The sequence below is a fragment of the Pseudomonas sp. p21 genome, assembly GCF_001642705.1.
Lineage (GTDB): Bacteria > Pseudomonadota > Gammaproteobacteria > Pseudomonadales > Pseudomonadaceae > Aquipseudomonas.
Map to the genome: position 1 here is coordinate 175,001 of NZ_LWBV01000001.1, position 16,048 is coordinate 191,048.

The following is a 16,048-nucleotide window of genomic DNA, read 5'->3' on the forward strand; positions in this document are numbered from 1 at the left end:
TTTAAAGAAAGCGTAATAGCTCACTAGTCGAGTCGGCCTGCGCGGAAGATGTAACGGGGCTCAAACCATGCACCGAAGCTACGGGTGTCATCTTAGGATGACGCGGTAGAGGAGCGTTCTGTAAGCCTGTGAAGGTGAGTTGAGAAGCTTGCTGGAGGTATCAGAAGTGCGAATGCTGACATGAGTAACGACAATGCGAGTGAAAAACTCGCACGCCGAAAGACCAAGGTTTCCTGCGCAACGTTAATCGACGCAGGGTTAGTCGGTCCCTAAGGCGAGGCTGAAAAGCGTAGTCGATGGAAAACAGGTTAATATTCCTGTACTTCCAGTTATTGCGATGGAGGGACGGAGAAGGTTAGGCCAGCCTGGCGTTGGTTGTCCAGGTTTAAGGTGGTAGGCTGAAATCTTAGGCAAATCCGGGATTTCAAGGCCGAGAGCTGATGACGAGTTGCCGTTAGGCGACGAAGTGGTTGATACCATGCTTCCAAGAAAAGCTCCTAAGCTTCAGATAACTGGGAACCGTACCCCAAACCGACACAGGTGGTTAGGTAGAGAATACCAAGGCGCTTGAGAGAACTCGGGTGAAGGAACTAGGCAAAATGGCACCGTAACTTCGGGAGAAGGTGCGCCGGCGAGGGTGAAGGACTTGCTCCGTAAGCCCATGCCGGTCGAAGATACCAGGCCGCTGCGACTGTTTATTAAAAACACAGCACTCTGCAAACACGAAAGTGGACGTATAGGGTGTGACGCCTGCCCGGTGCCGGAAGGTTAATTGATGGGGTTAGCGCAAGCGAAGCTCTTGATCGAAGCCCCGGTAAACGGCGGCCGTAACTATAACGGTCCTAAGGTAGCGAAATTCCTTGTCGGGTAAGTTCCGACCTGCACGAATGGCGTAACGATGGCGGCGCTGTCTCCACCCGAGACTCAGTGAAATTGAAATCGCTGTGAAGATGCAGTGTATCCGCGGCTAGACGGAAAGACCCCGTGAACCTTTACTATAGCTTTGCACTGGACTTTGAATTTGCTTGTGTAGGATAGGTGGGAGGCTTTGAAGTGGGGACGCCAGTTCTCATGGAGCCATCCTTGAAATACCACCCTGGCAACTTTGAGGTTCTAACTCAGGTCCGTTATCCGGATCGAGGACAGTGTATGGTGGGTAGTTTGACTGGGGCGGTCTCCTCCCAAAGAGTAACGGAGGAGTACGAAGGTGCGCTCAGACCGGTCGGAAATCGGTCGTAGAGTATAAAGGCAAAAGCGCGCTTGACTGCGAGACAAACACGTCGAGCAGGTACGAAAGTAGGTCTTAGTGATCCGGTGGTTCTGTATGGAAGGGCCATCGCTCAACGGATAAAAGGTACTCCGGGGATAACAGGCTGATACCGCCCAAGAGTTCATATCGACGGCGGTGTTTGGCACCTCGATGTCGGCTCATCACATCCTGGGGCTGAAGCCGGTCCCAAGGGTATGGCTGTTCGCCATTTAAAGTGGTACGCGAGCTGGGTTTAGAACGTCGTGAGACAGTTCGGTCCCTATCTGCCGTGGACGTTTGAGATTTGAGAGGGGCTGCTCCTAGTACGAGAGGACCGGAGTGGACGAACCTCTGGTGTTCCGGTTGTCACGCCAGTGGCATTGCCGGGTAGCTATGTTCGGAAGAGATAACCGCTGAAAGCATCTAAGCGGGAAACTTGCCTCAAGATGAGATCTCACTGGGATCTTGAATCCCCTGAAGGGCCGTCGAAGACTACGACGTTGATAGGTTGGGTGTGTAAGCGCTGTGAGGCGTTGAGCTAACCAATACTAATTGCCCGTGAGGCTTGACCATATAACACCCAAGCAATTTGCGCACGAAAGCCAAATTGCGGTGGTGAAGACGAAAGAACCGAAAGTTCGCAACATCACAAATATCGCATATCCGAATTCGCTGGGCTGTCCATCTGGACATTCTGGCAACAGAATTTCTTGACGACCATAGAGCATTGGAACCACCTGATCCCATCCCGAACTCAGCAGTGAAACGATGCATCGCCGATGGTAGTGTGGGGTTTCCCCATGTGAGAGTAGGTCATCGTCAAGATTCATTTCGCAAAACCCCTATCTGCGCATGCAGGTAGGGGTTTTGTCTTTGTGGCGCAAAAATTTCCGGGCATACGCGATCCCTTGTGGGAGCGGGCGCGCCCGCGAAACAGGCGACGCGGTGTATGGCACCGGCTTCGCCGGTGTTCGCGGCAAGCGTGCGCGACGCCTCGACTCGCCCGCCCCCACAACACCCACAACTCCCACAATTCGAGCCAGAACACTAGAATAGGCCCACGCACCTATCCAGAAGCGCTATATGCCCAATCCTGTCGAACCTGAAACCCTGGCCCAGTTGCCGCTGGACGAGCTTGTCGCCTGCCATGAATGCGACCTGCTGCTGCGCAAACCCGTGCTTCAGCATGATGAGAAAGCCCAATGCCCGCGCTGCGGCTACGAGCTCTACGCCCACCGGCACAATGTGGTCAACCGCAGCCTTGCCCTGGTACTCACCGCTTTGCTGCTGTTTGTGCCAGCCAATTTCCTGCCGATCATGCAGCTGCACCTGCTTGGCCAGACATCGGACGATACCGTCTGGAGTGGCGTGCTGGGCCTGTACAACTCGGAAATGCGTGGTGTGGCCGTGGTGGTGTTCCTCTGCAGCATGGCCATACCCCTGGCAAAACTGCTCTGCCAGTTGTTCGTGCTGTTGAGCATCCGCCTGAACATCGGGCGTAACTTCGGCCTGCTGTTCTACCGCATCTATCACCACTTGCGTGACTGGGGCATGCTCGAGGTCTATTTCATGGGCGTGCTGGTGGCCATCGTCAAGCTGGTGGACCTGGCTGAACTGACCGTGGGCCTGGGGCTGTTCTGCTTCATCAGCCTGTTATTGATTCAGGTGTGGCTCGAAGTGGTGATGTCACCGCACCAGATCTGGAGTGCGCTATCAGGGGAGGACCTGCATGCGGGCGATTGATGCAGGCATTCTTGTCTGCAATGAATGTCATGAGCTGAACAGGCAACAGCCAGACAGCACTTCACAAACCTGTACACGCTGCGGTGCCATCGTGCATGCCCGTCGGCCGAACAGCATCGCGCGTACCTGGGCGCTGCTGATTGCCGCGTCGATCCTGTACATCCCGGCCAACATGCTGCCGATCATGACCGTGAGCACCCTGGGCCAAGGCAGCCCCGACACGATCATGTCCGGCGTCATCACCTTGCTCAAGCATGGCATGGTGCCCATTGCTGCCGTGGTGTTCATTGCCAGTATCCTGGTGCCCACGTTCAAGCTGGTGGGCATTGGCTTGCTGTTGTACTCGGTTCAGCGTCGGCAACCGCTTTCGGCGCGGCAGCGGATATTGATGTACCGCTTCATCGAATTCATAGGGCGCTGGTCCATGCTCGATATCTTCGTCATCGCCATTTTGGTGGCGGTGGTGAATTTCGGCCGAATAGCCAGTGTCGAAGCCAATCTGGGCGCTGTCGCCTTTGCAACTGTGGTGATCCTCACAATGCTTGCCGCTTTAACTTTCGATCCCCGACTGATTTGGGATAACACGGAGTCGGATGACGACCATGAGTGACCTGCCAACGGCTAAAACCCGCCCAGCCTCGAACTGGTCGGCCATCTGGATCCTGCCTTTGATCGCCTTGATGATTGGTGGCTGGCTTGCGTGGCAGGCTTACCGTGATGCCGGTGTGGAAATTGAAGTCCGCTTCGAGTCGGGCGAGGGCATCGTCGCCAACAAGACCGAGGTTATCTACAAGGGCATGCCGGTTGGCAAGGTCGTAAGCCTGGTGCTCGACGCCAAGGGTGATAACCAGGGGGTGATCGCCACCATCGAGATGAACAAGGCTGCCGAGCCTCATCTGACCAAAGGTACGCGTTTCTGGCTGGTGAAGCCGAGCGTCAGCCTGGCAGGTATTTCCGGCCTTGAAACACTGGTGTCAGGCAACTACATCGCCGTCAGCCCGGGGGAAGGGGAGCGCACCAAGCGCTTTACCGCCTTGAAAGTGGCGCCGCCGCTGTCGGACACCGAGCCGGGCCTGCACCTGACCCTTAAAGCCGAACGGCTGGGCTCGCTCAACCGCGACAGCCCGGTGTTCTACAAGCAGATCCAGGTTGGCCGGGTTAAAAGCTACCGCCTGTCCGAGGACCAGAGCACCGTCGAGATCAAAGTCTTCATCGAGCCGGCCTATGCCAGCCTGGTGCGCAAGCACACGCGTTTCTGGAACGCCAGCGGCGTCAGCATCGATGCCTCGCTTTCGGGCGTGAAAGTGCGTAGCGAGTCGCTGTCGAGCATTGTCGCCGGTGGTATCGCCTTTGCCACGCCGGAGCACCGCAAGGACAGCCCACCCACCGACTCGAACCTGCCGTTCCGTCTGTATGAGGACTTCGACGCGGCCCAGGCCGGTATCCGGGTAAAGGTGAAGCTGAGCGATTACGAGGGCCTGCAGGCGGGCCGTACACCAGTCATGTACAAGGGCATCCAGGTGGGCTCGCTGAAAGCCCTGACGATGGCTGACAACCTGGCCAGTGCATCGGCCGAGCTGACGCTGGACCCGCTGGCCGAGGATTATCTGGTCGAGGGCACGCAGTTCTGGGTGGTCAAGCCGTCGATTTCCCTGGCGGGTATCACCGGCCTGGAAGCGCTGGTCAAAGGTAACTACATCGCCATTCGCCCCGGTGAGAAGGGAGCGCGGCCCGAGCGTGAGTTCGAGGCCCGCGCCAAGGCGCCGCCGCTCGACCTCAAGGCGCCGGGCCTGCACATGGTGTTGTTCGCCGACACCCTGGGCTCGCTGGAGGTCGGTAGCCCGGTGATGTACCGCCAGGTGAAGGTGGGTAGCGTGCAGAGCTACCAGTTCGCCCGCCACAGCAACCGCATCCTGATCGGTGTGCATATCGAGAAGGAATACGAAAAACTGGTCAATGGTTCGTCGCGCTTCTGGAACGTCAGTGGTATCACCCTGACGGGCGGCCTGTCGGGCATCAAGATCAAGAGTGAATCACTGCAAACCTTGATGGCAGGTGGTATCGCATTCGACACGCCGCGGCCCGATGTGCAGCTCAAACGCCACATTCCACGCTTCCGTCTGCATGACAGCCAGGAGGCGGCCAACCGCGCAGGGACGTTGATCACCATTCGCGTGGACCGTGCCGATGGCCTTAAGCCGGGCACGGCGATTCGCTTCCGCGGCCTGGATGTGGGCAGCATCGAGAGTGTCGACCTGACCGATGACCTGCAGGCGGTGCTGCTGCGGGCGCGCATTACCGAAGCGGCGGAGCGTATCGCCCGCGTCGGTACGCAGTTCTGGGTGGTCAAGCCAGCCTTTGGCCTGGTGCGCACGCAGAACCTCGACACCCTGGTGGGTGGGCAGTACCTGGAAGTGCAGCCAGCAGCCAAGGACCGCGGCCCGCAGCGCGATTTCATCGCCTTGGCCGACGCTCCGCAGGTGGCTGGGCCGGAAGTCGGCCTGCCGTTGACGCTAAGCGCCCCGCGCCGTGGCTCGATCAAGCCGGGTGTACCGGTGACCTACCGTGAGGTTGCGGTGGGCAAGGTGACGGGCTTCGAGCTGGGCCAGAGCGCTGACCGCGTGTTGATCCATATCCTGATCGAACCGCGCTATGCGGCCCTGGTGCGCAGCGGCAGCCGCTTCTGGAACAGCAGCGGCTTCGGTTTCGACTGGGGGCTGGTCAAGGGGGTTACGGTGCGTACCGAGTCGGTGGAGACCATGATCGACGGCGGTATCGCCTTCGCCACGCCGGACGGCGAGCAGATGGGCAACCCGGCACGGCCGCAGCAGACCTTTGCCTTGTTCGACAAGGCCGAGGATGAATGGCTGCAGTGGGCGCCGAAGATTCAGATTGCCAAGTGATGTGGAGGCAGGGCTGCCAAGTGCAGCCTTGCGCTTTTCCGCAGGAGCAGCCTTGTGCTGCGAATGGACTGCGTAGCAGCCCCGACAATGTCCGCTGCCAGCTGAAGCCTGGGGCTGCTATGCAGCCCATTCGCAGCACAAGGCTGCTCCTACAAAAAGCCGATCGTAATCAACTGGGCGGGATGCTTGCACAAATCGCAGGCAACAAAAAACCGACCCTAGGGTCGGTTTTTCGACTAGCGCGTCGCTTAGGCAGCTGCAGCTTCTTTCAGCGCCTTGATGTGGCCATTCAGACGGCCTTTGTGACGAGCAGCCTTGTTCTTGTGGATGATGCCCTTGTCGGCCATACGGTCGATTACAGGCACAGCCAGAACGTAAGCGGCTTGCGCTTTTTCGGCGTCTTTTGCGTCGATGGCTTTGACTACATTCTTGATGTAGGTGCGGACCATGGAACGCAGGCTGGCGTTGTGGCTGCGACGCTTCTCAGCCTGTTTTGCACGTTTCTTGGCGGAAGGTGTGTTGGCCACCGTCGAGCTCCTCGAAAGACTTTAGGTAAATAGCAAACAAAATAGGCCGCGAATCATGCCGATCAGTCGAACGGATGTCAAGGCCACCTGCAAGGTTCCGCCGAGCGGTGCGCCAACAAGAGGGAAATATTCCTTTCTGCTGCGCGACCTGTAAACTCGGGAATTTTTGGCTCCCCTGCGAAGGCGCGGGAGTATCGCACATTCGGACGCTGTCTGGCAGCGTCCTCTGCCCTTGGCGTGAATCTTTTCGATGAACCTGCTCAAATCCCTGGCTGCGGTAAGCTCGATCACCATGATTTCGCGGGTGCTGGGCTTTGTCCGCGACACCATCCTGGCGCGTGTTTTCGGCGCCGGCATCGCCACCGATGCCTTCTTCATCGCCTTCAAACTGCCCAACCTGCTGCGGCGCATCTTTGCCGAGGGCGCTTTTTCCCAGGCCTTCGTGCCGATCCTGGCCGAATACAAGACCCAGCAAGGCGAGGAGGCGACCCGCACCTTCGTTGCCTATGTCAGCGGTCTGCTGACCCTGGTTCTGGCGCTGGTGACCGCCGTTGGCATCCTGGCGGCGCCCTGGGTGGTGTGGGCGACCGCGCCGGGCTTTGTCGACAGCGCCGAAAAATACGAGCTGACCACCGCCCTGTTGCGGGTGACTTTTCCTTATATATTGCTGATCTCGCTGTCCTCCCTGGCCGGGGCGATCCTCAATACCTGGAACCGTTTCTCGGTGCCGGCCTTTACCCCGACCCTGCTGAACGTGGCGATGATCGCCTTCGCCGTGCTGCTCACGCCGTATTTCGACCCGCCGATCATGGCCCTGGCCTGGGGCGTGCTGGCCGGTGGCCTGGCGCAGTTGCTGTACCAGCTGCCAGCGTTGAAGAAGATCGGCATGCTCGTGCTGCCACGCCTGAACCTGCGCGATGCCGGCGTGTGGCGGGTACTCAAGCAGATGTTGCCGGCGATCCTCGGGGTGTCGGTGAGCCAGATCTCGCTGATCATCAACACCATCTTTGCCTCCTTCCTGGTAGCTGGCTCGGTGTCGTGGATGTACTACGCCGACCGCCTCATGGAGCTGCCTTCCGGCGTGCTGGGCGTTGCCTTGGGTACCATACTGCTGCCGACCCTGGCCAAGACCTACGCCAACAAGGACCGCGAAGAATACTCGCGGATCCTCGACTGGGGCCTGCGCCTGTGCTTCCTGCTGGTGCTGCCCTGCACCCTGGCCCTGGCCATCCTCGCCGAGCCATTGACCGTGGCGCTGTTCCAATACGGCAAGTTCACTGCCGTCGACGCAGCCATGACCCAGCGGGCGCTGATTGCCTATTCCGTGGGCTTGCTGGCGATCATTCTGGTCAAGGTACTGGCACCCGGCTTCTATGCGCAGCAGAATATCCGTACACCGGTGAAGATCGCGGTATTCACCCTGGTCTGCACCCAACTGTTCAACCTGGCCCTGATTGGTCCGCTCGCGCATGCCGGCCTGGCCCTGGCGATCAGCCTGGGGGCCTGCCTTAACGCCGGCCTGCTGTTCTGGAAGCTGCGCAGCCAACAGTTGTTCCAGCCGCAGCCAGGCTGGGCGATGTTCCTGCTCAAGCTGGTGCTGGCAGTGGGGCTGATGTCGGCGGTGCTGCTGGCCGGCATGCATTACCTGCCGGCCTGGGAGCAGGGCAACATGCTTGAGCGCCTGGTGCGTCTGGGGGCTCTGGTGCTGGCAGGCGTCGTGACCTATTTTGGCTGCCTGTACCTGTGCGGCTTCCGGCCTCGGCATTTCGCCCGCAAGGCCTTGCACTGAGGCATCGGGCGGGTCAGGCGTCGGTTTTTCGCATTCCACGCCGCCCTTGGGCGCTGCTGCCTGTCACCGGCGCCCGGGTGTGGTTATAATCGGCCACTTTATGAGCAAGAAGCGCGTTATGCAGCTGGTTCGAGGTCTTCACAACCTGCGCCCCGAGCACCGGGGCTGTGTCGCCACCATTGGCAACTTCGACGGGGTTCACCGCGGCCACCAGGCGATCCTGGCGCGCCTGCGCGAGCGCGGCCAGGCCTTGGGCCTGCCGACCTGCGTGGTGATCTTCGAACCGCAACCACGCGAGTACTTCGCCCCCGACACCGCACCGGCCCGCCTGGCCCGCCTGCGCGACAAGATCGAGCTGCTGGCGGCCGAAGGCATCGACCGGGTGCTGTGCCTGGCGTTCAACCAGCGCCTGAGCAAGCTCAGCGCCGACGCCTTCGTCAAGGCCATCCTGGTCGACGGCCTGGGTGTACGCCACCTCGAAGTGGGCGATGACTTCCGCTTCGGCTGCGACCGCGCCGGCGACTTCGCCTTCCTGGTCGAGGCCGGCAAGCAGTACGGCTTTACCGTCGAGGCCGCCAACACGGTGATTCAGGATGGCCTGCGGGTCAGCAGCACCGAAGTGCGCAAGGCCCTGTCCGAAGGTAACTTCGAGCTGGCCGAGCACCTGTTGGGCCGCCCGTACCGCATCAGCGGTCGCGTGCTGCATGGCCAGAAGCTGGCCCGCCAGCTCGGCACACCTACTGCCAACATCCAGCTCAAGCGCCGCCGCGTGCCGCTGTCCGGGGTCTACCTGGCCAGCATCGAAATCGACGGCAAGGCCTGGCCGGGTGTCGGCAATATCGGCGTGCGCCCCACCGTTGCCGGTGACGGGCGCCCGCACCTGGAAATTCATCTGCTGGACTATGCCGGCGACCTGTATGGCCGGCGCCTGACGGTGGAGTTCCACCACAAGCTGCGTGAAGAGCAGCGATTCGCCTCCCTGGAGGCGCTGAAGTCGGCGATCGATGCGGATATCGCCGCCGCACGTGCACATTGGCACGCTCAACCGCTAACGAAGAGCCTGAAATGACCGACTACAAAGCCACGCTTAACCTTCCGGACACCGCCTTCCCCATGAAGGCCGGCCTGCCTCAGCGCGAACCGCAGATCCTGCAGCGCTGGGACAGCATTGGCCTGTACCAGAAGCTGCGCGAAATTGGCAAGGATCGTCCCAAGTTCGTCCTGCACGACGGCCCGCCCTATGCCAACGGCAAGATTCACATCGGTCATGCGCTGAACAAGATCCTCAAGGACATGATCGTCCGTTCCAAGACCCTGGCCGGCTTCGATGCGCCGTACGTGCCGGGCTGGGACTGCCATGGCCTGCCGATCGAGCACAAGGTCGAGGTCACCCACGGCAAGCACCTGTCCGCCGACCGCACCCGTGAGCTGTGCCGCGAATACGCCGCCGAGCAGATCGAAGGGCAGAAGACCGAGTTCATCCGCCTGGGCGTGCTGGGTGACTGGGACAACCCGTACAAGACCATGAACTTCGCCAACGAGGCCGGCGAAATCCGCGCCCTGGCCGAAATGGTCAAGCAAGGCTTCGTGTTCAAGGGCCTGAAGCCGGTGAACTGGTGCTTCGATTGCGGTTCGGCCCTGGCCGAGGCCGAAGTCGAGTACGCCGACAAGAAATCGCAGACCATCGACGTTGCCTTCCCGGTTGCCGATGAGGCCAAGCTGGCCGCTGCCTTCGGCCTGGCTTCGCTGGCCAAGCCGGCCGCCATCGTGATCTGGACCACCACCCCGTGGACCATCCCGGCCAACCAGGCGCTGAACATCCACCCAGAGTTCAAGTACGCTCTGGTCGATACCGGCGAGCGCCTGCTGGTGCTGGCCGAAGAGCTGGTCGAGTCGTGCCTCAAGCGCTACAGCCTGGAAGGCTCGGTCATCGCCACCGCCCAGGGTTCGGCGCTGGAACTGATCAACTTCCGTCACCCGTTCTACGACCGCCTGTCGCCAGTCTATCTGGCCGACTACGTCGAACTGGGCGCCGGTACCGGCGTGGTGCACTCCTCGCCAGCCTACGGTGAAGACGACTTCGTCACCTGCAAGCGCTACGGCATGGTCAACGACGACATCCTCACCCCGGTGCAGAGCAACGGCGTGTACGTCGAGTCGCTGCCATTCTTCGGCGGCCAGTTCATCTGGAAGGCCAACCCGGCCATCGTCGAGAAGCTGAGCGAAGTCGGCGCGCTGATGCACACCGAAACCATCAGCCACAGCTACATGCACTGCTGGCGCCACAAGACCCCGCTGATCTACCGCGCTACCGCGCAGTGGTTCGTGGGTATGGACAAGCAGCCGACCACTGGCGAGCCGCTGCGTGAGCGCGCGCTGAAAGCCATCGAGGACACCAAGTTCGTCCCGGCCTGGGGCCAGGCGCGCCTGCATTCGATGATCGCCAATCGCCCGGACTGGTGCATCTCGCGTCAGCGCAACTGGGGCGTGCCGATCCCGTTCTTCCTGCACAAGCAGACCGGCGAGCTGCACCCGCGCACCGTCGAGCTGATGGAAGCCGTGGCCAAGCGCGTCGAACAGGAAGGCATCGAGGCCTGGTTCAAGCTGGACGCCGCCGAACTGCTGGGCGCTGAAGCCGAGCAGTACGACAAGATCACCGACACCCTGGACGTGTGGTTCGATTCGGGTACCACCCACTGGCACGTGCTGCGTGGTTCGCACGACATCGGCCACGCCACCGGCCCGCGTGCCGACCTGTACCTGGAAGGTTCCGACCAGCACCGCGGCTGGTTCCACTCGTCCTTGCTGACCGGTTGCGCCATCGACGGCCACGCGCCGTACCGCGAGCTGCTGACCCACGGCTTCACCGTGGACGAGAACGGCCGCAAGATGTCCAAGTCGCTGGGCAACACCATCGAGCCGGAGAAGGTCAACAACACCCTGGGTGCCGACATCCTGCGCCTGTGGGTAGCTGCCACCGACTACTCCGGTGAAATGGCCGTTTCCGAGCAGATCCTGCAGCGCAGCGCCGACGCCTACCGCCGTATCCGCAACACTGCACGCTTCCTGCTGTCCAACCTGTCCGGCTTCGACCCGGCCCGCGACCTGCTGGCCCCGGAAGACATGCTGGCGCTGGACCGCTGGGCGGTGGACCGCACCCTGCTGCTGCAACGCGAGCTGGAAGAGCACTACAGCGAGTACCGTTTCTGGAACGTCTACTCCAAGGTTCACAACTTCTGCGTGCAGGAGCTGGGCGGCTTCTACCTCGACATCATCAAGGACCGCCAGTACACCACCGGCGCCAACAGTGTCGCCCGCCGTTCCTGCCAGACCGCGCTCTACCACATCAGCGAAGCGCTGGTGCGCTGGATCGCGCCAATCCTGGCGTTCACCGCTGACGAAATCTGGCAGTACCTGCCGGGCGAGCGTAACGAGTCGGTAATGCTCAACGGCTGGTACGAAGGCCTGAGCGAGCTGCCGGAAGGCAGCGAACTGGACCGCGCCTACTGGGACCGCGTGATGGCCGTCAAGGCATCGGTCAACAAGGAGCTGGAAAACCAGCGTACCGCCAAGGTCATCGGCGGCAACCTGCAGGCCGAAGTCACCCTGTACGCCGACGAAGGCCTGAGCGCCGACCTGGGCAAGCTGGGCGACGAACTGCGTTTCGTGCTGATCACCTCGGCCGCCAGCGTAGTGCCATTCGCACAGGCACCGGCCGAAGCCGTGGCCACCGAAGTCGAAGGCCTCAAGTTGCAAGTGGTCAAGTCCGGCCATGCCAAGTGCGGCCGCTGCTGGCACTTCCGCGCCGACGTCGGCAGCCACCCGGAGCACCCGGAAATCTGCGGCCGTTGCGTCGACAACCTGAGCGGCTCCGGCGAGGTGCGCCACTATGCCTAACCCTGCAGCGGGGCGCTTCGGGCGCCTTGCATGGCTTTGGCTGAGCCTGGTGGTACTGGTCCTCGACCAGGCCACCAAGCTGTATTTCAACAACGCCCTGACCATGTACCAGCAGATTGTCGTCATCCCTGACTACTTCAGCTGGACCCTGGCCTACAACACTGGCGCGGCCTTCAGCTTCCTGGCGGAAAGCTCCGGCTGGCAGCGCTGGCTGTTCGCCCTGATCGCCGTGGTGGTCAGTGCCGTGCTGGTGGTGTGGCTCAAGCGCCTGGGGCGCAACGAGACCTGGCTGGCCGTCGCGCTGGCGCTGGTGCTGGGTGGCGCGATCGGCAACCTGTACGACCGCGTCGTGCTCGGCCATGTGGTCGACTTCATCCTGGTGCACTGGCAGAACCGCCATTACTTCCCGGCCTTCAACCTGGCCGACAGTGCCATCACCGTTGGTGCGGTGATGCTGGCGCTGGATATGTTCAAGAGCAAGAAGTCCGAGGATCCGGCCCATGACTGACACCCGTATCGGCCAGAACACCGAAGTCACCCTGCACTTCGCGCTGCACCTGGAAAACGGCGACACCGTAGACAGCACGTTCGACAAGGCCCCAGCCACCTTCAAGGTCGGCGATGGCAACCTGCTGCCAGGTTTTGAGAACGCCCTGTTTGGCTTCAAGGGCGGTGACAAGCGCACCGTCGTGGTGGCCCCGGAGAACGCCTTCGGCCAGCCCAACCCGCAGAACGTACAAGTCATGCCGCGGTCCCAGTTCGAGGGCATGGAGTTGTCCGAAGGGCTGTTGATCATCTTCAACGACGCCGCCAACACCGAGCTGCCGGGTGTGGTCAAAGCGTTCGATGACGACCAGGTGACCATCGACTTCAATCACCCATTGGCTGGCAAGACCCTGACCTTCGAGGTGGAGATCCTCGAGGTGAAGGCCCTGTAAGCCTGGAGCCGAGCATGCAAATCAAACTCGCCAACCCTCGCGGCTTCTGCGCGGGGGTCGACCGGGCGATCGAGATCGTCAACCGTGCGCTGGAAGTCTTCGGCCCGCCGATCTATGTGCGTCACGAAGTGGTGCACAACAAGTTCGTGGTGGAAGACCTGCGCAACCGTGGCGCCATCTTCGTCGAAGAGCTGGACCAGGTACCGGACGATGTCATCGTCATCTTCAGTGCCCACGGTGTTTCCCAGGCCGTGCGCCAGGAAGCCGCCGGCCGTGGCCTGAAAGTGTTCGATGCCACCTGCCCGCTGGTGACCAAGGTGCACATCGAAGTGGCCAAGTACAGCCGCGACGGCCGTGAGTGCATTCTCATCGGCCACGAGGGGCACCCGGAAGTCGAAGGCACCATGGGCCAGTATGACGCCAGCAACGGTGGCGCCATCTACCTCGTCGAAGACGAGGAGGATGTTGCCAAGCTGCAGGTGAAAGACCCGGACCACCTGGCATTCGTCACCCAGACCACGCTGTCGATGGACGACACCAGCCGCGTCATCGACGCCCTGCGTGCACGCTTCCCGAACATCGGCGGCCCGCGCAAGGACGACATCTGCTATGCCACCCAGAACCGCCAGGACGCGGTCAAGCAACTGGCGGATGAGTGCGACGTGGTACTGGTGGTCGGCAGCCCGAACAGCTCCAACTCCAACCGCCTGCGCGAGCTGGCCGAGCGCATGGGCACCCCGGCCTACCTGATCGACGGTGCCGAGGACCTGCAACGTGGCTGGTTCGACCAGGCGGCGCGGATCGGCATCACTGCCGGTGCTTCGGCCCCCGAAGTGCTGGTGCGTGGCGTGATCGAGCAGCTCAAGGCCTGGGGCGCCACCGGCGCTGAAGAGCTGGATGGGCGCGAAGAGAACATCACCTTCTCCATGCCCAAAGAGCTACGGGTTCGGTCGCTGATCTGACGCGGCCCGCACCTGGGGGTTGTTTTATGTGGGAGCGGCCTTGTGTCGCGAAGGGGCCGCAAAGCGGCCCCGGCAATATCAGCTCCAACGTTGAAATCCTGGGGCTGCTTTGCAGCCCTTTCGCGACACAAGGCCGCTCCCACAACGACCGCGCATGCTAGCTGAAAGTGCATTGGGAGTTTTTTGGCTCTCCCGTGAGTACCCTGACCCTGCCAGTGGATGCCATCACCACTTGATACTGGCTGGTTGCAGTCAAGCGCTCGCAAACCTCCATCGTTGAAGCAAGCCAATTTTGGTTTTGCCCCAGCGGCACCCCTTGCGCACTGAATTTCAGCTGCACACCGCGATTACTCGTAATTTTCAGCGGCCGTGAAAGACGCTGCTCGCGCAGCACCTGCTGGTTATGCTCCAGCACCACCCGCCAACCATTCCCCCAATTACCGTCCAACGCCTGCACCAGTACCGGCTGGCTTTGCAGCACGGCATGACTGCGCGCACTGCGCAGCGCCTGCGCCAGGTCACGGGCGGCCGCCGCCCTGTGTAGGTCATCGCTCAACCTGGCGTAGGCCGGGATGCCGAGCTGCGTCAGCAATACGGCCACCGCCAAGGCCGACAACATTTGAATCAGTGTTACACCTCGTTGCTTCACCGTGCATTCCTCCCTGGAAGTGCTTGGCTGTAGCTTCACGGTCATTGGACAAGCGGTCCAGTCGCCCGGGTTCAAGGTAATTGCGGGAAAAGTCGCAGGAGGTGCAGGGATGCACGCAAGACAATGGGGCATGACGCTTCTGGAAGTGCTGTTGGCAATGCTGGTCGTGGCTGTGGGCATGTTTGCAGCGGCAGGCCTGCAAGTGCAGGCATTGCAGGCTACCGACAGCGCGCGCCGCGAAGGGCAGGCGGCGCTGGCAACGCACAGTGAGCGTGAACGGAGTGGGCGGTGAGGCGCCTCCAGGGTGGCTTCGGCTTGCTTGAGCTGACGCTGGCGCTGTCCATCGGGTTGATGTTGCTGGCGGCGGCCAGCCAGCTCTTTGCCTCTGCTCACCAGGCTTGGCGCCTGCAGAGTACAGCAGTGCGCATGCAGGATGAGGCGCGGCTGGCATTGCTGCGCATGGCGCAGGATATCCGTATGGCAGGCATGTTTGGTTGCCTGCGGATAGCGCCTGGCGACTTCAAGGCGTCGAGCGCACAGCTGGCTTTCGCCCGCCCGCTGGAAGTTGATACCAGCACCCTGAGCCTGGTGGTGGCGGAGTTGCCCGGGCGGGCTGGCAAGAGTAACTGGCTTTTGCAGACGGACTGTATCGAGAAGGTGGTCGTGCAAGCAGAGCGCGATGAGCGATACCCGTTGGCGTACCCCATCAGCAAGTACGTTTATCAGCTTCAGGGCAATGTGCTGAAGTTCAAGCGAGGAACAAGCTTTCAGCCGTTGGTGGAGAATGTGCGAGCGGCGCGTTTCGAACGTGTGCAAACGTCGCAGGGAGAGCGGGTGGATATCGCCCTTACGTTATACGAGCCCACGCTCCGGCTCGAACAACATCATGAACTGAGCGTGGCGTTGCGCAACCCGGTACCGGGGCCATGAAGCGTCAACGCGGTGTCGTGTTGCTGTTGGCGCTGGTGTTGAGCCTGCTGCTAGGTGTGCTGACGGCCTCGGCCCTGCGCGAAGCCGTGGTTGAAACACGCATGGCCGGCGACATGCACGATGGCCTGCTGGCATTTGAAGAGGCTGAGGCCACCTTGCAGGCAGGGGCGAGCGAGCTTGATCGGGCACCCCCTGATCCATGCACAGCGTGCCTTCCGCCAACCCGACCGCACGATCTGCTGGGGCAGTGGCAGCACACGAAATCCGGTTACTTTCATATACAGCACCTGGGGCCAACCACTCGTGCCGCGCACATGTCGGAAGGGCAGCAGGTCACCCTGTTCCGGATAACTGCCGTCAGCAGGCAAACCCAGTCACGGCATGTGCTGGAAGCGGTCTACGCCGTGGCCGGCGACACAACCCGGCGCATCACCTGGCGGCAAAGATTGCGAGGAGACTGA

At 61.3% G+C, this 16,048-nt stretch carries 14 protein-coding genes and 2 rRNA genes (1 of these 16 only partly in view); 14 read left to right on the forward strand and 2 right to left on the reverse strand.

The annotated features are described in order from the left end of the window. The 5 genes from A4C63_RS00870 to A4C63_RS00890 form a co-directional block, all read left to right on the forward strand. Window positions 1–1,822 (forward strand): 23S ribosomal RNA (locus A4C63_RS00870) (it extends 1,071 nt beyond the left edge of the window). A gap of 136 nt (window positions 1,823–1,958) precedes the next feature. After that, a 5S ribosomal RNA gene (rrf, locus tag A4C63_RS00875) occupies window positions 1,959–2,074 on the forward strand. A 258-nt stretch (window positions 2,075–2,332) separates the two neighbouring features. Further along, window positions 2,333–2,992: a paraquat-inducible protein A gene (locus A4C63_RS00880; protein ID WP_063911130.1), complete on the forward strand. Its 660-nt coding sequence runs from the start codon at window positions 2,333–2,335 to the stop codon at window positions 2,990–2,992. Next, window positions 2,979–3,602, forward strand: a complete 624-nt coding sequence (locus A4C63_RS00885) for a paraquat-inducible protein A (RefSeq protein WP_015268842.1) — start codon at window positions 2,979–2,981, stop codon at window positions 3,600–3,602. The genes A4C63_RS00880 and A4C63_RS00885 overlap by 14 nt, the downstream gene beginning before the upstream one ends. Then, window positions 3,595–5,895 carry a PqiB family protein gene (locus A4C63_RS00890; RefSeq protein ID WP_063911131.1) on the forward strand — a complete coding sequence of 767 codons (2,301 nt, stop codon included), beginning with the start codon at window positions 3,595–3,597 and terminating at the stop codon, window positions 5,893–5,895. The genes A4C63_RS00885 and A4C63_RS00890 overlap by 8 nt, the downstream gene beginning before the upstream one ends. A 248-nt stretch (window positions 5,896–6,143) precedes the next feature. Here the strand turns inward: A4C63_RS00890 and rpsT are convergent, their stop codons facing one another. Continuing rightward, window positions 6,144–6,422 carry a 30S ribosomal protein S20 gene (rpsT, locus tag A4C63_RS00895; RefSeq protein WP_003247625.1) on the reverse strand — a complete coding sequence of 93 codons (279 nt, stop codon included), beginning with the start codon at window positions 6,420–6,422 and terminating at the stop codon, window positions 6,144–6,146. Between the two features lie 250 nt (window positions 6,423–6,672). On the opposite strand from rpsT, the gene murJ reads away from it, so the two are divergent. From murJ to ispH, 6 genes are all read left to right on the forward strand, one after another. Further along, window positions 6,673–8,211 carry a murein biosynthesis integral membrane protein MurJ gene (murJ, locus tag A4C63_RS00900; protein WP_063911132.1) on the forward strand — a complete coding sequence of 513 codons (1,539 nt, stop codon included), beginning with the start codon at window positions 6,673–6,675 and terminating at the stop codon, window positions 8,209–8,211. A 118-nt stretch (window positions 8,212–8,329) separates the two neighbouring features. Next, window positions 8,330–9,280, forward strand: coding sequence for a bifunctional riboflavin kinase/FAD synthetase (ribF, locus tag A4C63_RS00905; protein ID WP_025337594.1), 951 nt, complete (start codon window positions 8,330–8,332; stop codon window positions 9,278–9,280). Next, window positions 9,277–12,108 carry an isoleucine--tRNA ligase gene (gene ileS / locus A4C63_RS00910; RefSeq protein WP_063911133.1) on the forward strand — a complete coding sequence of 944 codons (2,832 nt, stop codon included), beginning with the start codon at window positions 9,277–9,279 and terminating at the stop codon, window positions 12,106–12,108. The genes ribF and ileS overlap by 4 nt, the downstream gene beginning before the upstream one ends. Continuing rightward, a complete protein-coding gene (gene lspA / locus A4C63_RS00915) occupies window positions 12,101–12,616 on the forward strand; it encodes a signal peptidase II (RefSeq protein ID WP_063911134.1) in 516 nt (171 codons plus the stop codon). Before ileS ends, lspA begins: the two co-directional genes overlap by 8 nt. Continuing rightward, the gene (fkpB, locus tag A4C63_RS00920) at window positions 12,609–13,046 is read left to right on the forward strand and encodes an FKBP-type peptidyl-prolyl cis-trans isomerase (protein WP_003258215.1); all 438 of its coding nucleotides are present in this window, start codon (window positions 12,609–12,611) and stop codon (window positions 13,044–13,046) included. Before lspA ends, fkpB begins: the two co-directional genes overlap by 8 nt. A 14-nt stretch (window positions 13,047–13,060) precedes the next feature. Then, window positions 13,061–14,008: a 4-hydroxy-3-methylbut-2-enyl diphosphate reductase gene (ispH, locus tag A4C63_RS00925; RefSeq protein ID WP_063911135.1), complete on the forward strand. Its 948-nt coding sequence runs from the start codon at window positions 13,061–13,063 to the stop codon at window positions 14,006–14,008. 157 nt (window positions 14,009–14,165) lie between these two features. Here ispH and A4C63_RS00930 read toward each other — a convergent pair whose 3' ends face one another. Then, window positions 14,166–14,657, reverse strand: coding sequence for a GspH/FimT family pseudopilin (locus A4C63_RS00930; RefSeq protein ID WP_063911739.1), 492 nt, complete (start codon window positions 14,655–14,657; stop codon window positions 14,166–14,168). A 109-nt stretch (window positions 14,658–14,766) separates the two neighbouring features. Here A4C63_RS00930 and A4C63_RS00935 point away from each other — a divergent pair, with 109 nt between their 5' ends. From A4C63_RS00935 to A4C63_RS00945, 3 genes are read left to right on the forward strand one after another with little or no spacing between them, the layout of a single operon-like run. Beyond that, window positions 14,767–14,949 (forward strand): prepilin-type N-terminal cleavage/methylation domain-containing protein, encoded by a 183-nt coding sequence (locus A4C63_RS00935; RefSeq protein WP_063911136.1) that lies wholly within the window; start codon window positions 14,767–14,769, stop codon window positions 14,947–14,949. Then, entirely contained in the window at window positions 14,946–15,587 is a 642-nt protein-coding gene (locus tag A4C63_RS00940) for a PilW family protein (RefSeq protein WP_063911137.1), read from the forward strand. Before A4C63_RS00935 ends, A4C63_RS00940 begins: the two co-directional genes overlap by 4 nt. Further along, complete coding sequence (locus A4C63_RS00945) at window positions 15,584–16,048, forward strand: hypothetical protein (protein ID WP_063911138.1); 465 nt, start codon at window positions 15,584–15,586, stop codon at window positions 16,046–16,048. The genes A4C63_RS00940 and A4C63_RS00945 overlap by 4 nt, the downstream gene beginning before the upstream one ends.

Coding starts and splice junctions, on each gene's coding strand:
- A4C63_RS00885 (WP_015268842.1), top strand. CDS start 2,979: ATGCGGGCGATTGATGCAGGCATTCTTGTCTGCAATGAATGTCATGAG.
- murJ (WP_063911132.1), top strand. CDS start 6,673: ATGAACCTGCTCAAATCCCTGGCTGCGGTAAGCTCGATCACCATGATT.
- ribF (WP_025337594.1), top strand. CDS start 8,330: ATGCAGCTGGTTCGAGGTCTTCACAACCTGCGCCCCGAGCACCGGGGC.
- A4C63_RS00945 (WP_063911138.1), top strand. CDS start 15,584: ATGAAGCGTCAACGCGGTGTCGTGTTGCTGTTGGCGCTGGTGTTGAGC.
- A4C63_RS00880 (WP_063911130.1), top strand. CDS start 2,333: ATGCCCAATCCTGTCGAACCTGAAACCCTGGCCCAGTTGCCGCTGGAC.
- A4C63_RS00935 (WP_063911136.1), top strand. CDS start 14,767: ATGCACGCAAGACAATGGGGCATGACGCTTCTGGAAGTGCTGTTGGCA.
- ileS (WP_063911133.1), top strand. CDS start 9,277: ATGACCGACTACAAAGCCACGCTTAACCTTCCGGACACCGCCTTCCCC.
- fkpB (WP_003258215.1), top strand. CDS start 12,609: ATGACTGACACCCGTATCGGCCAGAACACCGAAGTCACCCTGCACTTC.
- ispH (WP_063911135.1), top strand. CDS start 13,061: ATGCAAATCAAACTCGCCAACCCTCGCGGCTTCTGCGCGGGGGTCGAC.
- A4C63_RS00890 (WP_063911131.1), top strand. CDS start 3,595: ATGAGTGACCTGCCAACGGCTAAAACCCGCCCAGCCTCGAACTGGTCG.
- lspA (WP_063911134.1), top strand. CDS start 12,101: ATGCCTAACCCTGCAGCGGGGCGCTTCGGGCGCCTTGCATGGCTTTGG.